Raw genomic sequence first — 14,993 nt, 5'->3', positions numbered from 1 at the left:
GACCCATACGGCGCATCCCGGTGGACCTCGTGCGGGTCCCTTGCGGGGGGCTGGGCCGGGTCCGCTCCTTGTGTCGTGTACCGGAATCGACAGCTACGAGGTGACGGCCTTGACCGCGAGGGCGGGCTGGGGACGGCCGTCGCCGGTGGAGGTGAGATTGCACATCAGCAGGACCAGGGCACCGCTCTGGACGACACAGTTCTGCGCCTCGCACGAATTGCGCAGCGACGGATACTGCTTCCCGGCATCGCATCCGGCACTGGCGATCGGCTGCCGCACCATGACAGCCGTCCTCCCGGTCGCCGGCACGTGCAGGAGGACGTACTCGCTGATGGCGGCGTTCTCCGCGATGGTGTAGAAACCACCGTCGCTCGCAGGCGCCATGTCCACCGGATCGAAGCCGGACAGCGGCCGGCCGGTGACCGGTTCCCTGCCCGCAACGTGCAGGTGGGACCGTTTCCCGTCGAGAGTGACGGCCACGATCGCCGGGTGGCGGTCGTACCTGACCGGTGGCGGCCGGAGCGGGATGCCGTGCGGGCCGCGTTCCGGGGGGATTTCCGGGGCGAGTTGAGGGTGCACCGCTGAGCAAGCCGCTCCTGGTCCATGTCCGGGAAGTCGCGCGGGACATGGAGCCGGTCGCCGGGAGCCGTACCGCCCACGGGCAACGGCCGGCTAGAGACGGAGTGCCGCGGAGATGTCGCGTTGGCAGGGGGCGGAGACGCGGGCGGCGGCGGCGAGGAGGGGGGTGGCGAGGGAGGGGCGGGTGCGGGTGACGGCGGCCGCGGTGGCTGCCGGGCGGGAGCGGGCGAAGGTCTCCAGGAGTTCGCCGGATTCGTCGGTGCGGCCGGCGTGGTGGAGGAGGTCGGCCACGACGGCGACGTCCTCGGGGCTGCGGGCGGCCGCTTGGTGGAGCAGGGTGCGGCAGTCGGGTCCGCGCCCGTCGGCGGCGAGCGCGGCGACGGCCTCGGCGAGCGGTTCCGGCGGGAGCGCGGCGATCTCCCAGAGCAGGGTGGCGACGTCGGCGCCGAGCCCGGTGCGCTCCAACTCCCTTACGACGTAGGGGATACGGTCGGCGGGCCCTTCGGCGGCGGCGCACAGGACGAGGTAGGCGGCGCCGCTCTCCCCGGCCCGCCGCAGCGCACCGAGCCTGGCCGCGCCGGCCTGCGCCTCCGCGGTCCAGCGCGGGTCGCGGGCAGGCGCGGCGGAGGGGGTGGCGGGTGCCTTGGGGGCTCCGGCGAAACGCGCCCCGCTGGGCGCGGGCCCGGCGGCGGGCGCGGACGGCGCCGGGAGTACGGCCTCGCCGACCGCGTCCGCGGTGGGTGCGCCGGCGAACCGCGCTCCGCGCGGCGCGGCCGACCTCACCCGGGCGGCCGTCGCGGGGGCCGGGGCGACGGGCGACCCGCTGGGCACCGCGGCACCGGAACCGGCGAACCGCGCTCCCGTGGGCCGCCGCACCGTCGGGGCCTCGGACCGCTCCGCCGCCCCCGCGTCGTCGGAGCCGGCCGCGCCGGTACCCCCACCGGTACCCGCACCCGCGGCTTCCCGCCCCAGCCGCGCCGCCCCCACCGCACCGGCCAGCCGCCCCCGCAACTCCTCGCAGCGCGCCGCCGCCCGCGAGAGGTCGTCCCGCGCCCAGGCGAGGCCGTTCGCCAGCCGGGCGCCGGCCGGGCCCGCGGTTTCGGCGCCCGCCTCCTCGTAGGCGCGCGCGGCCGCCCGCGCCCGCGCCGCCGCACCGTCACGGGCGCGGATCGCCGCGTCCAGCCGGCCGCGCAGCGCGTGGGACGCGCCGGGCGCCGAGTCCTCGGCGGCGGCCGCGGCCCGGTGCAGTGCGTACGCCCGGCCCACCTCGGCCGGATCGGCGTCGCCCGCACCGCCGTTGGCCGCGACGTCGCGCAGCACGGTACGGACCACGTCCCACGGCGGGAGTCGGCGCCCGCTGCCGTACGCGGCCGCGGCGTCCGGCTCGCGCTCGGCGAACACCCCGTACCAGCCGGGCTGCCGGCCGAGCGCCGCGAGCAACGACCGGAAGTAGTAAGTGAATTCGGCCGCCACCGCGCCCTCCACCCTCACGAGTCGGGCTCCGCTCCACCCGGCTTCCGTCCGGCATTGGACACCCGCTCCGTTACGGGGCTGCTACGGGGAGTTTTCCGCCCCGCTCCGCCCGGCCCGGGACCCGCTCCACCGGCCCGCTCCCTCCGTAAGCGACCGCTCTCGACCGCTCCCGCCCCGCGGCTGCCCGCTCCCGCGCGTCGCCGCCGGCCCCCGCGCGGGAGGAGCACACCCGCCACTCGACAGCCAAACTTGCAAGTCTTCCTGCTCATCTCCTACGGTGGAGGTCATGTCACAGGCCGAACGTCTCCGCACCGCGGACGAGCTGACCACGCTCGTCGCGCAGCTCTCGCGGCGCATGCGGACCGCCTCGGCCGGGGCGGAGATCACCCCGTCCCAGCAGTCGGTCATCAGCCGGCTCCACCGGGAGGGCCCGGCCACCACCGCCGCGCTGGCCCGCGGCGAACTCGTCCGGCCGCAATCGATGCGGGCGACGCTCACCGCGCTGGAGGAACGCGACCTCGTGGTGCGCGCCCCGCACCCGACCGACGGCCGCCAGGTCGTCTTCTCCCTCACCGACGAGGGCTCCCACCTGCTGCACACCGGCCGCCAGGCCCGCCGTGGCTGGCTCGCCGAAGCGATGGAGACGCACCTCAGCCCGGCCGAGGAGCGCGCGATGGCGGCGGCGATCCCGCTGCTTCGGCGCCTGGTGGAGTCGTGACCGGCGCCCCCACGCCCCGCACGGCCCCTCGAATACGCCCCGCCCTACGCCCGGCGGTCCGCCGATGAGCCGGTCGCTGGACGAACCCGTGGACGAGCCGCGCGAGGCGCCGCACGGGCGCAACTCCCCCGCCGCCGACCACCGCCCCACCGGCGGTGCCGCCGCCGGCTCGGCCGGCACCACCGCCGGGTTCGGCCCCCGCCTGATCGTGCCGCTGATGCTCGGCGCGGTGCTCAACCCGATCAACTCCACCATGATCGCGACCACGTTGGTCGCGATCGGCGGCAGCTTCCACGTCGGCGCCGCCGACACGGCCTGGCTCGTGTCGAGCCTGTACCTGGCCAGCGCGGTGGCGCAGCCGACGATGGGACGGCTCGCGGACCGGCTCGGGCCCCGCCGGGTGTTCCTGACCGGGCTGCTGGTGGTCGCGGCGGCCGGGCTGGTGGGCACCGCGGCACCGTCGCTGGCGTGGCTGATCGTGTCCCGGGTGATGCTCGGCGTCGGCACCTCGGCGGCCTATCCGGCGGCGATGGCACTGCTGCGCGCCCACTCGCAGCGGATCGGCGTCCCGACCCCGCGCCCGGTGCTGGGGCTGCTGTCGCTGGCGGGCCTGTCCAGTGCCGCGGTCGGCCCGGTGCTGGGCGGGGTCCTCGCCGCGACCCTCGGCTGGCGCGCCGTCTTCGCGGTGAACCTCCCGCTCGCCCTGCTCGGCTTCGTCCTCGCCGCGCTCTGGCTGCCGCGCACGCCCCCGGCGAAGCCCGCGGCCGCGGCCGGGGCGGCTGCCGGGAACGCGCGGCCGAGCAGCCTCGACCCGGTCGGCATCGCCCTGTTCGCCGCGCTGCTCACCTCCCTGATGCTGTTCCTGATGCGGCTGGCCGCCCCGCCGTGGCCGCTGCTGCCGGTGGCCGCCGTGCTGGGCGGCGTGCTGGCCTGGTGGGAACTGCGCCGCCCCGCGCCGTTCCTCGACCTGCGCATGCTGGCGCGCAACCGTCCGCTGTCCCTGACGTATCTGCGGCACGGCATGACGTACCTGGTCGTGTACTGCGTGATGTACGGCTACGCGCAGTGGCTGGAGGACGCGCACGGCTACTCCTCGGCCACGGCCGGGCTGCTGATGCTGCCGATGTCGGTCGCCGCGATGGCCACGTCGCTGCTGGGCGCGCGGACGAAGGGGATCAGGGCACCGCTGATCACGGCCGCTGTGCTGCTGCTCGGCGGCAGCGGGCTGCTGCTGGCGGCCGGCCACACCACCCCGGCGGTCGCGCTGGGCGCGGCGGGCGCGCTGTTCGGCCTGCCGCAGGGCCTGACCTCCACCGCCAACCAGGCGGCGGTGTACGCGCAGGCGCCGTCCGGCGAGACCGGCAGCGCGGCCGGGCTGCAGCGCACCTCGCAGTACCTCGGCGCGATCACGGCCGCGAGCCTGATCGGCCTGTTCTACGGCCGGCGGGCGACCGACGCGGGGCTGCACGAGATGGCGCTGACCTCGGCCGGGCTCGGGGTCGTGGTCCTCGTGCTCACCGTGGCCGACCGTTCGCTGCGCGGGACCGGCCGGTGATCCCCGTCGCCCGCAGGCCCCGCGCGCGCCTTCCGCACGTGACGCCCGAGACGACAGCGGCGCCCGCACCCGTACGCCCGGCCGACCCGGCAGCCCCCGTACGCCCGCCGCCGCGCGTACCGCCCCGGCCGTACCGCCCCCTGACCATTGCCGTCATCGCAACACGCACCACCGACCCCGTGAGAGAGAGCATTCAGTCATGACCGCCACCACCCTCGACGCCCGCACCGCGCTCGTCGTCATCGACCTCCAGCAGGGCATCACCGGCCTGCCGACCGTCCACCCGTCCGCCGAGGTGATCGAGCGGGCCGCCCGTCTGGCCACCGCCTTCCGCGAGCGCGAGCTGCCCGTGGTCCTGGTGAACGTGACCGGCGTGGCGCCCGGCCGCAACGACGGCGGCCCCGGCGGCTCCGTCACCTTCCCCGACGGCTGGGCCGACCTGGTCAAGGAGCTGGACCAGCAGCCGAGCGACATCACCGTCAGCAAGCAGCAGTGGGGCGCCTTCTACGGCACCGGCCTCGACATGGAGCTGCGCCGGCGCGGGGTGACCCAGATCGTGCTGGTGGGCATCTCCACCAGCATCGGTGTGGAGTCCACCGCCCGGGATGCGTACGAGGCCGGCTACCACGTCACCATCGCCACGGACGCGGTGACCGACACCGACGCGGACGCGCACGCCAACTCCGTGCAGCGGATCTTCCCGCGGCTCGGCGAGACCGGCAGCACCGACGAGATCCTGGCGCTGCTGCCCGCTGCCGGGAACTGACCCGCACCGGGCCCTGATCCGGCCCGGAAACCGACGAGGGGGCGCCGCCCGCCGGCCCGCCTCGTCCCACGGCCGCCGCCGCGCCCGCCCGGGCCCGGCGGCGGCCGTGTGTCCGCGACCGTGTCCACGGCCGTACCCGCAGTCGTATCCGCGGCCATGTCCGCGGCCGTGTCCACAGTCGTATCCGCGCTCGCGCCCGCGGCTCCGAGGGGGGCGACGGTCCGGCTCGAACACCGCTACGATGCCGCGCCATGAGCGACGACGTGCGCACCCTCGTGCTGGCGCTGGCCGGGCTGGTCATCGGCGGCCTGCTCGGCTGGCTGGTCCGCGGCTACCTGTGGCACCGCAAACTGCACCGCAGGCAGCGCTTCTTCGGGCTGCCGAAGGACTCCGAGTGCCTGCTCGTGGTGCCGCGCGACCCGGGGGCGCGCGGCTGGAGCCTGGCCCGGCACGACGCCTTCGCGCTGCTGGAGCTGGCCGCGGTGATCAAGGAGTGCGGCGCGCACGCCGAAGTGCTGGCGCACGACACCGCCTGGCAGGGCTTCGGCGCCCGCACCGAGTTCTGCATCGGTGGGCCGGCGGCGAACTACCGGCTCGCCGCGCACCTGCGCTCGATGCTGCCCGGTGTGGAGATCGACACCGACCCGGCGCAGGGCCCGGACCAGGGCGCGATCACCGTGGCCGGGGAGACGTACCGGCTGGAGAAGGGCGCGGTGGAGTACGTCCTGCTGGCCCGGCTGGCGTCCGGCCGCGACACCGGCAACGACCGCCCGGTCTTCCTCGCCTCGGGCCAGCGCGGCATAGCCAACCAGGCCGCGACCCGCTACCTCGCCCGCCACCACCTGCGGCTGACCCGCAAGTACGGCCTGGACTCGACCTTCTGCCTGCTGCTGCGGGTGGTGAACTCGCAGGCGTACGGCTCCGACGTGGTGGAACTGGTCGCTGACGTCACGAAGGCGGCGGTCACCGCGCCGAAGCCGCCGAAGACCCTGACGGCCGGTTAGGGCCCGACCGGTACCGACCGGTCCCGACCGGTGCGGCCCGCCCCGGCCGTACGCGCTCCGCCGCGCGGCAACCGGTTCCGGGCCGCGGGCATGGGCTACTTCTTGTGGCTCGTGCTCTTGTGGCCCGTGCTCCTGTGCCCCGAGATCTCCGCGACCCAGGCGATGAAGTCACCGGGGTCGATGTTCGTGGCGTGGCCCTGGTCCCAGTAGTAGAGGTGGTTGACGTCGTCGCCCAGGTTGTCCAGGGCGGCGGCGAGGTTGGCGGAGACCGTGGGAGAGGTGTCGCTGTCGTTGGTGCCGACGCGAATCCACCAGTGCCTGGACCGGCCCGGGTTGTGCCTCTCGATGTGGTACATCGGGTTCATCAGGTCGAGCACCTCGGGAATGTCGCTGTCGAGGCGCTTGCCGGTGACACCGGTGGTGTCGTTCCTCAGCCCGTACTCCGTGAAGTGGCGGGACTCGGTGGTGCCCGCGCCGAACTCGTTGTTCTCTCCCGCGGACAGGTCGAAGGCGTCGAAGGCCGGTGCGGTCTTCTTCCGGGCGCCCACGTGCGTGAGGTAGTCGGCCCAGGTGAAGGTCGCCTTGCCGCCGGACCAGGTGATGAACGCGTTCGAGGCCAGATAGGCCGTGCGGTCGGAGTCCGACAGGGCCGAGAGATACCGCGTGGCCGACGGCTGGAGGTAGGTCTCCAGCAGGTACTGGTCGTAGTTGCGGGCCGTGAGCGGGCCGAAGCCCTTCAGACCGCGTACCTTGAGCGACGCCTGGTACTCGGCGAACCGGGACTGGAGCGCCCTGGACACGCCCTGGTCGACGACCTCGCCGGTGCCCTGCGTGACGTTGCCGCCCCAGATCCACTCGTACGCGCCGTCGGCGTGCTCGAGGTCGGTGATGGGGCACCACGTGCCGGTACCGAAGACCGCGTCGCTCGCCTCGGCCGCGCCCAGCTCCTTGAGGTACTTGTGGTAGATCGGGCTGTCCCCCGACGCGCCGAGCAGCGCGGACACGGCCCCGCCCGCGCTGGTCCCGGTGGAGATGATCCGCTCGGTGTCACCCGGGATACGGCCCTTGTTGAACTTCACGTACCGCACCGCGGCCTTCAGGTCCACGATAACGGCGGGGGCCGTGCCGTAGTAGGTGCCGTCGGATGTGGTGAGGCTGCGGCCGCGGGTGCCCGGCTCCACGGCGACGTAGCCCGCCGCGACGGCCAGCTTCGCGAGGTTGACCATCCCGTTGATGGCACCCGTGCCGCCGCCGGGGGCACCGCCGCCGGGCCCGCCCGTGCCGGAACCCGGAGGGGTGGGCGAGCCGCCGGGCCCGCCGCCCCCGGGCCCGCCGCCGAGGTCGCCCATCTCCATCACTGCCTGGCCCACGCCGACGGCGTCCGCCACGGTCGACGGCATGTAGGCGCCGACCACGTTGGCCAGCACGATGGGGGCGCGGGTGGCGTCGACGGCCTCGCCGTCGATCGCGACCGGAACGCTGACGACCAGGCTCTGGTGGGTGCCGTCGGACGGGTTGGTGACGTAGTCGCGGGGCTTGTAGAAGTGGTAGACGACCTCCTTGTCACCGTCGTCCGTGGTGATGGTCTCGGTCACCACCGTGTAGTCGTCCTTGTCGAAGACGAGGGCGTCCGGAGAACCCGAGGACTTCGGGTCGCCCGTATCCGAAGCCTGCGCGTTCACCGTCAGCCCGCCGACGGCCGCGACGCCCGCGGTCGCGCCGATCCCCATGACGATGGTCCTGCGATTCACTGCCCTGTCGCTCACTGTCGTCTTCTCCTCGTTCGTGGCACACGGCTGTCCGCTGCTGCGGCGGCTGCCGAGCGCGTCCGGGCGCACGTGGCACCCGGGCGTGCCCGGTGGTGGACCTGCGGCGGGCCGGAGCGGCCGGCACGGTCCGGCTCCGGTACGCAGGAGTGCGCACTGGACCGACGGCCCGCTTCCGCCGGTCGGGACCGTCCGTGGCGACGCCTCTTCAGGCCCGCCGCGTGGCGCTCCACTCGTTCTCGCGACGACGAACGTATTCAAGTGTCTTCAACATCGTCAACAATTTTGGCGCATTCATCGCTGACCCACAGGTTGGCCGGCGGCAGCCCCGGGCGACTCACCGGCCACGGTGGTCACGGAAAGGGGCGGCCGGAGCGACGCGGCGAACGGCCGGTGGCCGTCGCGAGTTCGGGCCCGCGCTCCCGTGCCGGCAGGTCAGGCGCAGGGCCGTGGCGGGGGCCGATGTCGCGCGCGGGCCGCTGCCGCGCCGGGAGGGGCGCTCAGTTGGCGAGGCCGATGACCATCCACATGATCCCGGCGCCGCCCACCGTGCAGACCAGCGTGGAGGTGGACGGGTGCGGGCTGTGGGCCTCCGGCAGGATGTCGGAGGTGGCCAGGTAGAGCAGGAACCCCGCGAAGAAGCCGAGGTAGAGGCCGAGCACCCCGGACGGGATGGTGAACGCGAGGGTGACCGCGGCGCCCACCACCGGGGCGAGCGCGTCGGCGGCCAGCAGCGTCTGGGCCCGGCGCCGGCCGTTCCCGTACAGCCGGGTGATCGTGTACGTGTTGAAGCCGTCGGCGAAGTCGTGCGCGACGACCGCGATGGCCACCACGATGCCGACGGTGTTGCCCGCCTGGAAGGCCGCGCCGATCGCGAAGCCGTCCATCACGCTGTGCCCGACCAGCGCGCCGGCCGCGGCGACGCCGATGCCCTTGACCGGGTCGTGCGCGTGGCCGTGGCCGTGGGTGTGCGAGGCGTACTCGCCTTCGTGGGCACGGTGGATGGCGACCGAGCGCTCCACGATGTGCAGGGCCAGGAACCCGGCCACGAACATCAGCAGCCCGGCGGGTACCCCGAAGACGTGGTGCGGCTGGTTCTCCAGCGCCTCGGGCAGCAGGTCGAACCCGACGACGCCGAGCATCAGCCCCGCGGCGAGGCCGAGGACGAGGTGGCGGCGGTCCCCGATGTGCTGTGCGACGACGCCGCCGACCAGGGTCATCACGAAGGCGCACGTGGCTATCAGGACCGGCATGCCGCAATGATCCAGGACGGCGTCCGCGCAGGCGAATCCGGGTGCCCCTCGCCGGGGAGCACCGCCGTGGGCGGGCGGTCAGCCGGCCTCGCGTCGGACGGCGTCGCGCTCGGCCCGCTCCGCCCGCTCCGCGCGCTCGGCCCGCTCGGTACGGGCGTCGGTGATGTCCAGGAAGACCCGGTCGGCGGCCGGCCAGCGCTCCCGGATGGAGTGCCGGATGCGCATGCTGACCTCCTCGACGCGTTCGCTGTCCATCCCGCCGACCAGGTCGATCCGCGCGGCGACCAGCGTGGAGTCCAGGCCGAGCCGCATCGTCAGCAGTTCCTCGACGGTGTCGACCTCCGGCTGCCGGGCGAGCAGTGCCTCGATCTCGTCGCGCAGCCCCGGGTCGGCGGCCACGCCGATGAGCTGGCGGTGCGCGGTCCGCGCGAGGCCGGTGGCCACGATCATCAGCAGCACGCCGATCGCCATCGACGCGGCCGCCTCCGCCGCGCCGTCGCCGGTGGCCATGTGCACGAGCATGCCGGTGGCGGCGAGCAGCACCCCGATCACGGCGGTGCCGTCCTCCGCGAGCACCGTGCGCAGCGCCGGGTCGTCGGTGCCCTCCTCGGACCGCCGGGCCTGGCGCGCGGCGCGCAGCAGCGAGCCGCCCTCGGCGAGCAGCGACACCAGCAGCACCGCCAGGCCCGCGAGGTAGCCGTCGCGGCTCTCGTTGCTGTGGTCGCCGAGCGCGTGGATGCCCTGGTAGAAGGAGAAGCAGCCGCCGAGCACGAAGATCCCGACCGCGGCGAGCAGCGACCAGAAGTAGCGCTCCTTGCCGTAGCCGAAGGGGTGCCGGCGGTCCGGGGCACGGCGGCTGCGGCGCAGCGAGGTGAGCAGGAAGACCTCGTTCAGGCTGTCGGCCACCGAGTGCGCGGCCTCCGACAGCAGCGCAGGGGAGGCCGCGAACAGTCCCGCGGCGGTCTTGGCGGCGGCGATCACCAGGTTCGCGCCGAGCGCGACCAGTACGGCGCCGCGGGTGCCCTCGTCACGTGACTGCCCTGCCATCCGCTCACTCCCCATCGGTCACTCTCGGTGGCCCCTCGTACAGCGCTCCGCTTTTCCCGCTCGCCACTCGTGTTCCCCCGCTGATCGCGGGCATCCGTCCCTTGAGGAGGTGCCGAAATGTCTCTTTCCGAGCAGCACATGGTCCAGCTCGCGCTCCCGGCCGGTTCGATCGGCCCCTTGGTGATCGGAATCTGCATCGTGATCGTCCTGATCGCGGCCGTGGTGTTCGGGATGCGGCGGGTGGGCCGCGGGCCCGCGGTGCCACGGGGCAGGCGGCCCCGGTCGGGCGCGTGGGAGACCCGTCAGGAGTACGACAGTGGTGCGCCGCCGGATCACGGGCCCGGTCACCAGGGTGACGGGCACCGCAGCCACGACGAGCGGCGGATCGAGCCCGACGAGATGCCGCGCGACGGGAGGCGGCGGCTCCCCCACGAGGTGCACGCCTCCGGCGTGCGCGGTGGACGCGTCCGCAGCCACACGCAGCGGCACGGCGGCCACAACGTGGACTAGTCCCTGCGGTGACCCGGGCGGGACCCGCCCGGGTGCCCCCGTCCTGCCCGTCCCGGGACCACCTGCCGGTGGGCGGGTGAGGTGCGTGGCCCTTCCGGCCGTGCCTTCACCCGCCCGCCGGTGGGTGGTTGCTCGCGCAGTTCCTCGCGCCCCTTGGGGTGGTTGCTCTCCGTCGCCAAAGTGCCGGTGGCGCTGTGGCTTGTCGCGCAGTTCCCCGCGCCCCTGAGTAGGTGCGGCTCCTTCCGCGGAAGGACGGCCACCCTCAAGGGGCGCGGGGAACTGCGCGCTCAGCCCCCCACCGGGAGGTGGTCCCTCGACCGAGGGGACCGGGGCACCCGGGGGGGTCAGTCGGCGAGGAGCTTGCGGGCGGCCGCGGTGATCGCGGGGGCGCTGACCCCTGCGGCGTCGAGCTGCTCATCGGGAGTCGCCGACCCCGGCATGGAGTGGACGGCGAGCCGCGTGAGCACCGGCATGGGATGCCCGTTCCCGAAGGACTCCAGGACGGCGTCGGCGAGGCCGCCCTCGGGGTGGTGGTCCTCGACGGTGACGAACCGCCCGGTCGCCTGCGCAGCAGCCCGCAGCGTCTGCACGTCGACCGGCTTGACGGAGTAGAGATCGATCACGCGCGCGCTGATCCCTTCGGCCGCCAGCTTGTCCGCGGCGCTGAGCGCCTCGTGCACGGTCACCCCCGCACCGATGAGCGTGACCTGGTCGTCGTCGCTCGCGCGCAGCACCTTGCTGCCGCCGATCGGGAAGGCGTCGTCGGGCCCGTAGATCACCGGGAAGTCGCCGCGGCTGGCCCGCAGGTAGGTGATGCCGCGCCGCTCGGCCATGGCCGTGACGAGCTGCACGGTCTGGTTCGCGTCGCACGGGTAGAGCACGGTGCTGCCGTGGATCGCGCGCAGCATCGCGATGTCCTCCAGGCCCATCTGGGACGGGCCGTCCTCACCGATGGCGACGCCCGCGTGGGTGCCGACCACGTTGAGGTCGGAGCGGGACACCGCGGCCATCCGCAGGAAGTCGTGCGCGCGGGTCAGGAACGCGGCGAACGTGGACGCGTACGGCGTCCAGCCGCACTTGCCGACGCCGACGGCCGCGCCGATCAGCTCCTGCTCGGCGATGTAGCACTCGATGTAGCGGTCGGCGTGGTCGGCGGCGAACATCTGCGCCTTGGTGGAGTCGCCGACCTCGCCGTCGAGGGTGACGATGTCGCCGCGCCGGTCCCCGAGGGCCGCGAGCGTCTCGCCGAACGCGGTGCGGGTGGCGACGCTGCCGCCCTTGTCGTACCGCGGCAGGGCGGCGTCCGGGTCGGGCGCCGTGCGCGGCGGCCGTACGACGTCGGGAGGTCCGGCGACCTGGACCCGCAGGTCACGGCGGCCGCCCAGCTCGCGGATCGCGGCTTCGGCGTCGGGCAGCGGCTTGCCGTGCTTGCCCTCCTGGTTCTCCACGGCGGCCACGCCCCGTCCCTTGCGGGTGCGGGCGATGATCGCGGTGGGGGCGCCGCGGTTGCCGCGGGCGGTCGCCATGGCCCGGTCGACGGCGTCGACGTCATGGCCGTCGACCTCCACGGTGTGCCAGCCGAACGCCCTGATCCGCCGGGCGTACGCCTCCAGGTCCCAGCCGTGCCGGGTGGGGCCGCGCTGGCCGAGCCGGTTCACGTCGATGATCAGGGTGAGGTTGTCGAGCCCTTCCATCCCGGCCTGCTCGAACGCCTCCCACACCGATCCCTCGGCCATCTCACTGTCGCCGCACAGCACCCAGGTGCGGTACGGCAGGTGGTCCAGCCGGGCGCCCGCCAGCGCCACGCCCACGCCGATCGGCAGGCCCTGGCCGAGCGAACCGGTGGCCACGTCGACCCACGGGATCTTCGGCGTCGGGTGGCCCTCCAGCCGGCTGCCGAGCTTGCGGAAGGTGAGCAGCTCGTCGTCGCTGATGGCGCCGGCCGCCTTGTACGCGGCGTACAGCAGGGGGGAGGCGTGGCCCTTGGACAGGATCAGGTGGTCGTTGCCGGGGTGCTCCGGATGGTCGAAGTCGTAGCGCAGGTGCCGGGCGAGCAGCACCGCGAAGATGTCCGCGGCGGACATCGAGGAGGTGGGGTGCCCGGAGCCGGCGGCATCCGCGGCCCGGACCGCGTCCACTCTGAGCTGCTGCCCGAGTTCGGCGATCTGCGCGTGGTCGAGCACGGTGTCCTGCGTGACGGTCGGGGGCATCAGGTTTCCCTTCTCGCGACGGTCCCCCTTCGTGCGGCTGCCCGGGCCCCTAGCACGTAAACGACTCCGCCGCAGTTGGGTGCGCCTTCGCCCCGCCGCCTGCCGGCGCGCCGGGCCCACCACCGACCGGTGGACCCTGAACCGGCAGGACAAGGCGACCGCGGGGTCAGGGGCACCCCAGCACGCGGTGGACGAGGGTGTCGCGCTCGGTCTGGGGGATCGCGGTCCAGCGCATTCCGCGAAGCGCACCCTCGAGCGCGAGCAGGGTGTGCGTGCAGGCGTCCTCCGGAAGCTCCGGACGGATCTTCTCGAAGGCGCGGCCCGAGCCGAGCCGGCGCAGTTCGCCCGCGTCGTCCACTCCGGCGCGGCGCAGCCGATCTGCGAGCACCGCTCCGATGTTCGGCAGTTGCTGAAGGGAGTCCACGTCGTGCCTCCGTACAAGCCGGTGGTGAAGGTGGTGTGAGGGAGCGTCAGGGACCGGTGAGGGCGTGTCCCGGGATGTCCGCTGGCGCCATCATGCACGCGCGGCGGTGCCCTTCCGGCCGATCGGCGGCTGACACGCCCGTGGTGGTCCCCCGCGCTGATGACCCCGGTCGGCCGCACGCCACACCGGGGGCTCCCTCACACCTCCAGGTCGACCACCACCGGGGCGTGGTCGGAGGCACCCTTGCCCTTGCGCTCCTCGCGGTCCACATACGCGTCGGAGACCGCCTTCGCGAACGGCTCGTTGCCGTACACGAGGTCGATCCGCATGCCGCGGTTCTTCGGGAAGGCGAGCTGGCGGTAGTCCCAGTACGTGTACGGGTGGTCGTACTTCAGCGGGCGGGGCACCACGTCGCTCAGGCCGGTGCCGCGCAGGGTGGCCAGCGCGGCGCGCTCGGCCGGCGTGACGTGGGTGGCGCCCTCGAACGCGGTGGTGTCCCACACGTCGGCGTCGGCCGGCGCCACGTTGTAGTCGCCGAGGACGGCGAAGGGGCGTTGCCCCGCCGCGTCCCCGGCGACGGCGGCGGTCAGCGCCTCGAACCAGCGCAGCTTGTAGGCGAAGTGCGGGTGGTCGACCTCCCGGCCGTTCGGCACGTAGACCGACCAGACGCGGACCGGGCCGCAGGTCGCGGCGAGCGCGCGGGGCTCCGCCACGTCCTCGTACCGCGGGCCGTCGGGCAGGCCGTGCACCACGTCGGCCAGGCCGACCCGGGAGATGACCGCCACGCCGTTCCACCGCCCGGTGGCCTCGACGGCGGCCTCGTAACCGATCGCGCGCAGCTCGTCGTGCGGGAACTGCTCGGCGGTGCACTTGGTCTCCTGGACGCACAGCACATCGGTGCCGCTGCTCTCCAGCCAGGCCAGCAGCCGGGGCAGCCGCGCGGTGATCGAGTTGACGTTCCAGGTCGCGATACGCATGTGCCCCAACCTAGCCGCTGGGTACGACAGCCCGCCCGCACCCTCAGACGGTGGCGGCCTCCCCCGGCGCCAGCCGCAGGTGGTCGGCCCCGCCGAGGTTGCCGATCTGCATGTCGTAGATCGGTCGGGCGAGGTCGGTGAGCAGCGCGTCGTGCACGTCGACCGACCTGCGCGGCTTCACCTCGCGGACGTAGTCGATCACCTCGGAGATCTTGTTCCACGGCGCCATCACGGGCAGCAGCAGCGTGTCCACGGCGTGGCCGGGCAGCGTCAGCGCGTCACCGGGGTGGAAGACGGCGCGGTCGATCAGGAACCCGATGTTGGTGATCCGCGGGATGTCCGGGTGGATCACCGCGTGCAGTTCGCCGTGCACCTGCACGTCGAACCCGGCCGCGGTGAACGTGTCGCCGTGCCCCACGGTGTGCACCCGGCCCGGGAACGCCGCGGACACCTTCTCCGCGACGCTCGCCAGCGTCCACAGCTCCGCCGCCGGGTTCGCCTCCAGCCCGGCCCGCAGCCGGTCCTCGCTGAAGTGGTCCATGTGCTCGTGTGTCACCAGGATCGCGTCCACCCCGGCCACCGAGTCCGGCTCGCTGAACGCCCCCGGGTCGATCACCAGCGTCCGCCCGTCCTGCTCCAGCCGCACGCACGCGTGAGATTTCTTGGTCAGCTCCATCCCCCCATCCTGCCTCGGAGGGATGCCTCGCCGCC

The 14,993-nt window shown here is 74.0% G+C and carries 14 protein-coding genes; 5 read left to right on the top strand and 9 right to left on the bottom strand.

Annotated elements, in window-relative coordinates; genetic code table 11:
* Positions 1-93: 93 nt before the first annotated feature.
* Both ACIPAE_RS23855 and ACIPAE_RS23850 read right to left on the bottom strand, forming a co-directional pair.
* Positions 94-480 carry a hypothetical protein gene (locus tag ACIPAE_RS23855; protein ID WP_402447720.1) on the bottom strand — a complete coding sequence of 129 codons (387 nt, stop codon included), beginning with the start codon at positions 478-480 and terminating at the stop codon, positions 94-96.
* 192 nt (positions 481-672) lie between these two features.
* Positions 673-2,052 carry a hypothetical protein gene (locus ACIPAE_RS23850; RefSeq protein WP_402447719.1) on the bottom strand — a complete coding sequence of 460 codons (1,380 nt, stop codon included), beginning with the start codon at positions 2,050-2,052 and terminating at the stop codon, positions 673-675.
* Positions 2,053-2,338: 286 nt separating this feature from the next.
* Between ACIPAE_RS23850 and ACIPAE_RS23845 the strand changes: the two genes are divergently transcribed.
* The 4 genes from ACIPAE_RS23845 (at position 2,339) to ACIPAE_RS23830 (ending at position 6,095) form a co-directional block, all read left to right on the top strand.
* Complete coding sequence (locus tag ACIPAE_RS23845) at positions 2,339-2,770, top strand: MarR family transcriptional regulator (protein ID WP_328470973.1); 432 nt, start codon at positions 2,339-2,341, stop codon at positions 2,768-2,770.
* 64 nt (positions 2,771-2,834) lie between these two features.
* On the top strand, positions 2,835-4,325 hold the full coding sequence (locus tag ACIPAE_RS23840) for an MFS transporter (protein WP_402447717.1): 1,491 nt from the start codon (positions 2,835-2,837) through the stop codon (positions 4,323-4,325).
* Between the two features lie 199 nt (positions 4,326-4,524).
* Entirely contained in the window at positions 4,525-5,091 is a 567-nt protein-coding gene (locus tag ACIPAE_RS23835; RefSeq protein WP_329363549.1) for an isochorismatase family protein, read from the top strand.
* Between the two features lie 251 nt (positions 5,092-5,342).
* Entirely contained in the window at positions 5,343-6,095 is a 753-nt protein-coding gene (locus ACIPAE_RS23830) for a hypothetical protein (RefSeq protein WP_328470967.1), read from the top strand.
* 95 nt (positions 6,096-6,190) lie between these two features.
* On the opposite strand, the gene ACIPAE_RS23825 is transcribed toward ACIPAE_RS23830, so the two are convergent.
* The 3 genes from ACIPAE_RS23825 to ACIPAE_RS23815 form a co-directional block, all read right to left on the bottom strand.
* Complete coding sequence (locus ACIPAE_RS23825) at positions 6,191-7,825, bottom strand: subtype B tannase (RefSeq protein ID WP_402447947.1); 1,635 nt, start codon at positions 7,823-7,825, stop codon at positions 6,191-6,193.
* A gap of 536 nt (positions 7,826-8,361) precedes the next feature.
* Positions 8,362-9,114: a ZIP family metal transporter gene (locus ACIPAE_RS23820; RefSeq protein ID WP_328470965.1), complete on the bottom strand. Its 753-nt coding sequence runs from the start codon at positions 9,112-9,114 to the stop codon at positions 8,362-8,364.
* Between the two features lie 78 nt (positions 9,115-9,192).
* On the bottom strand, positions 9,193-10,161 hold the full coding sequence (locus tag ACIPAE_RS23815; protein WP_366414584.1) for a cation diffusion facilitator family transporter: 969 nt from the start codon (positions 10,159-10,161) through the stop codon (positions 9,193-9,195).
* Between the two features lie 117 nt (positions 10,162-10,278).
* On the opposite strand from ACIPAE_RS23815, the gene ACIPAE_RS23810 reads away from it, so the two are divergent.
* Positions 10,279-10,671: a DUF6479 family protein gene (locus tag ACIPAE_RS23810; RefSeq protein WP_366414585.1), complete on the top strand. Its 393-nt coding sequence runs from the start codon at positions 10,279-10,281 to the stop codon at positions 10,669-10,671.
* 344 nt (positions 10,672-11,015) lie between these two features.
* Here the strand turns inward: ACIPAE_RS23810 and ACIPAE_RS23805 are convergent, their stop codons facing one another.
* The 4 genes from ACIPAE_RS23805 to ACIPAE_RS23790 form a co-directional block, all read right to left on the bottom strand.
* Positions 11,016-12,881, bottom strand: a complete 1,866-nt coding sequence (locus ACIPAE_RS23805) for a transketolase (RefSeq protein WP_366413606.1) — start codon at positions 12,879-12,881, stop codon at positions 11,016-11,018.
* Between the two features lie 166 nt (positions 12,882-13,047).
* Positions 13,048-13,305: a TfoX/Sxy family DNA transformation protein gene (locus ACIPAE_RS23800; protein WP_328470957.1), complete on the bottom strand. Its 258-nt coding sequence runs from the start codon at positions 13,303-13,305 to the stop codon at positions 13,048-13,050.
* A gap of 197 nt (positions 13,306-13,502) precedes the next feature.
* The gene (locus ACIPAE_RS23795; RefSeq protein WP_328470955.1) at positions 13,503-14,282 is read right to left on the bottom strand and encodes an exodeoxyribonuclease III; all 780 of its coding nucleotides are present in this window, start codon (positions 14,280-14,282) and stop codon (positions 13,503-13,505) included.
* Between the two features lie 43 nt (positions 14,283-14,325).
* The gene (locus ACIPAE_RS23790; protein WP_329363561.1) at positions 14,326-14,958 is read right to left on the bottom strand and encodes an MBL fold metallo-hydrolase; all 633 of its coding nucleotides are present in this window, start codon (positions 14,956-14,958) and stop codon (positions 14,326-14,328) included.
* Between the last annotated feature and the right edge of the window lie 35 nt (positions 14,959-14,993).

The organism is Streptomyces sp. NPDC087270 (genome assembly GCF_044744625.1).
Taxonomy (GTDB): Bacteria; Actinomycetota; Actinomycetes; order Streptomycetales; family Streptomycetaceae; genus Actinacidiphila.
Note: the sequence above shows the minus strand (reverse complement) of the source record. Positions and strands in the feature narration are given on the sequence as shown.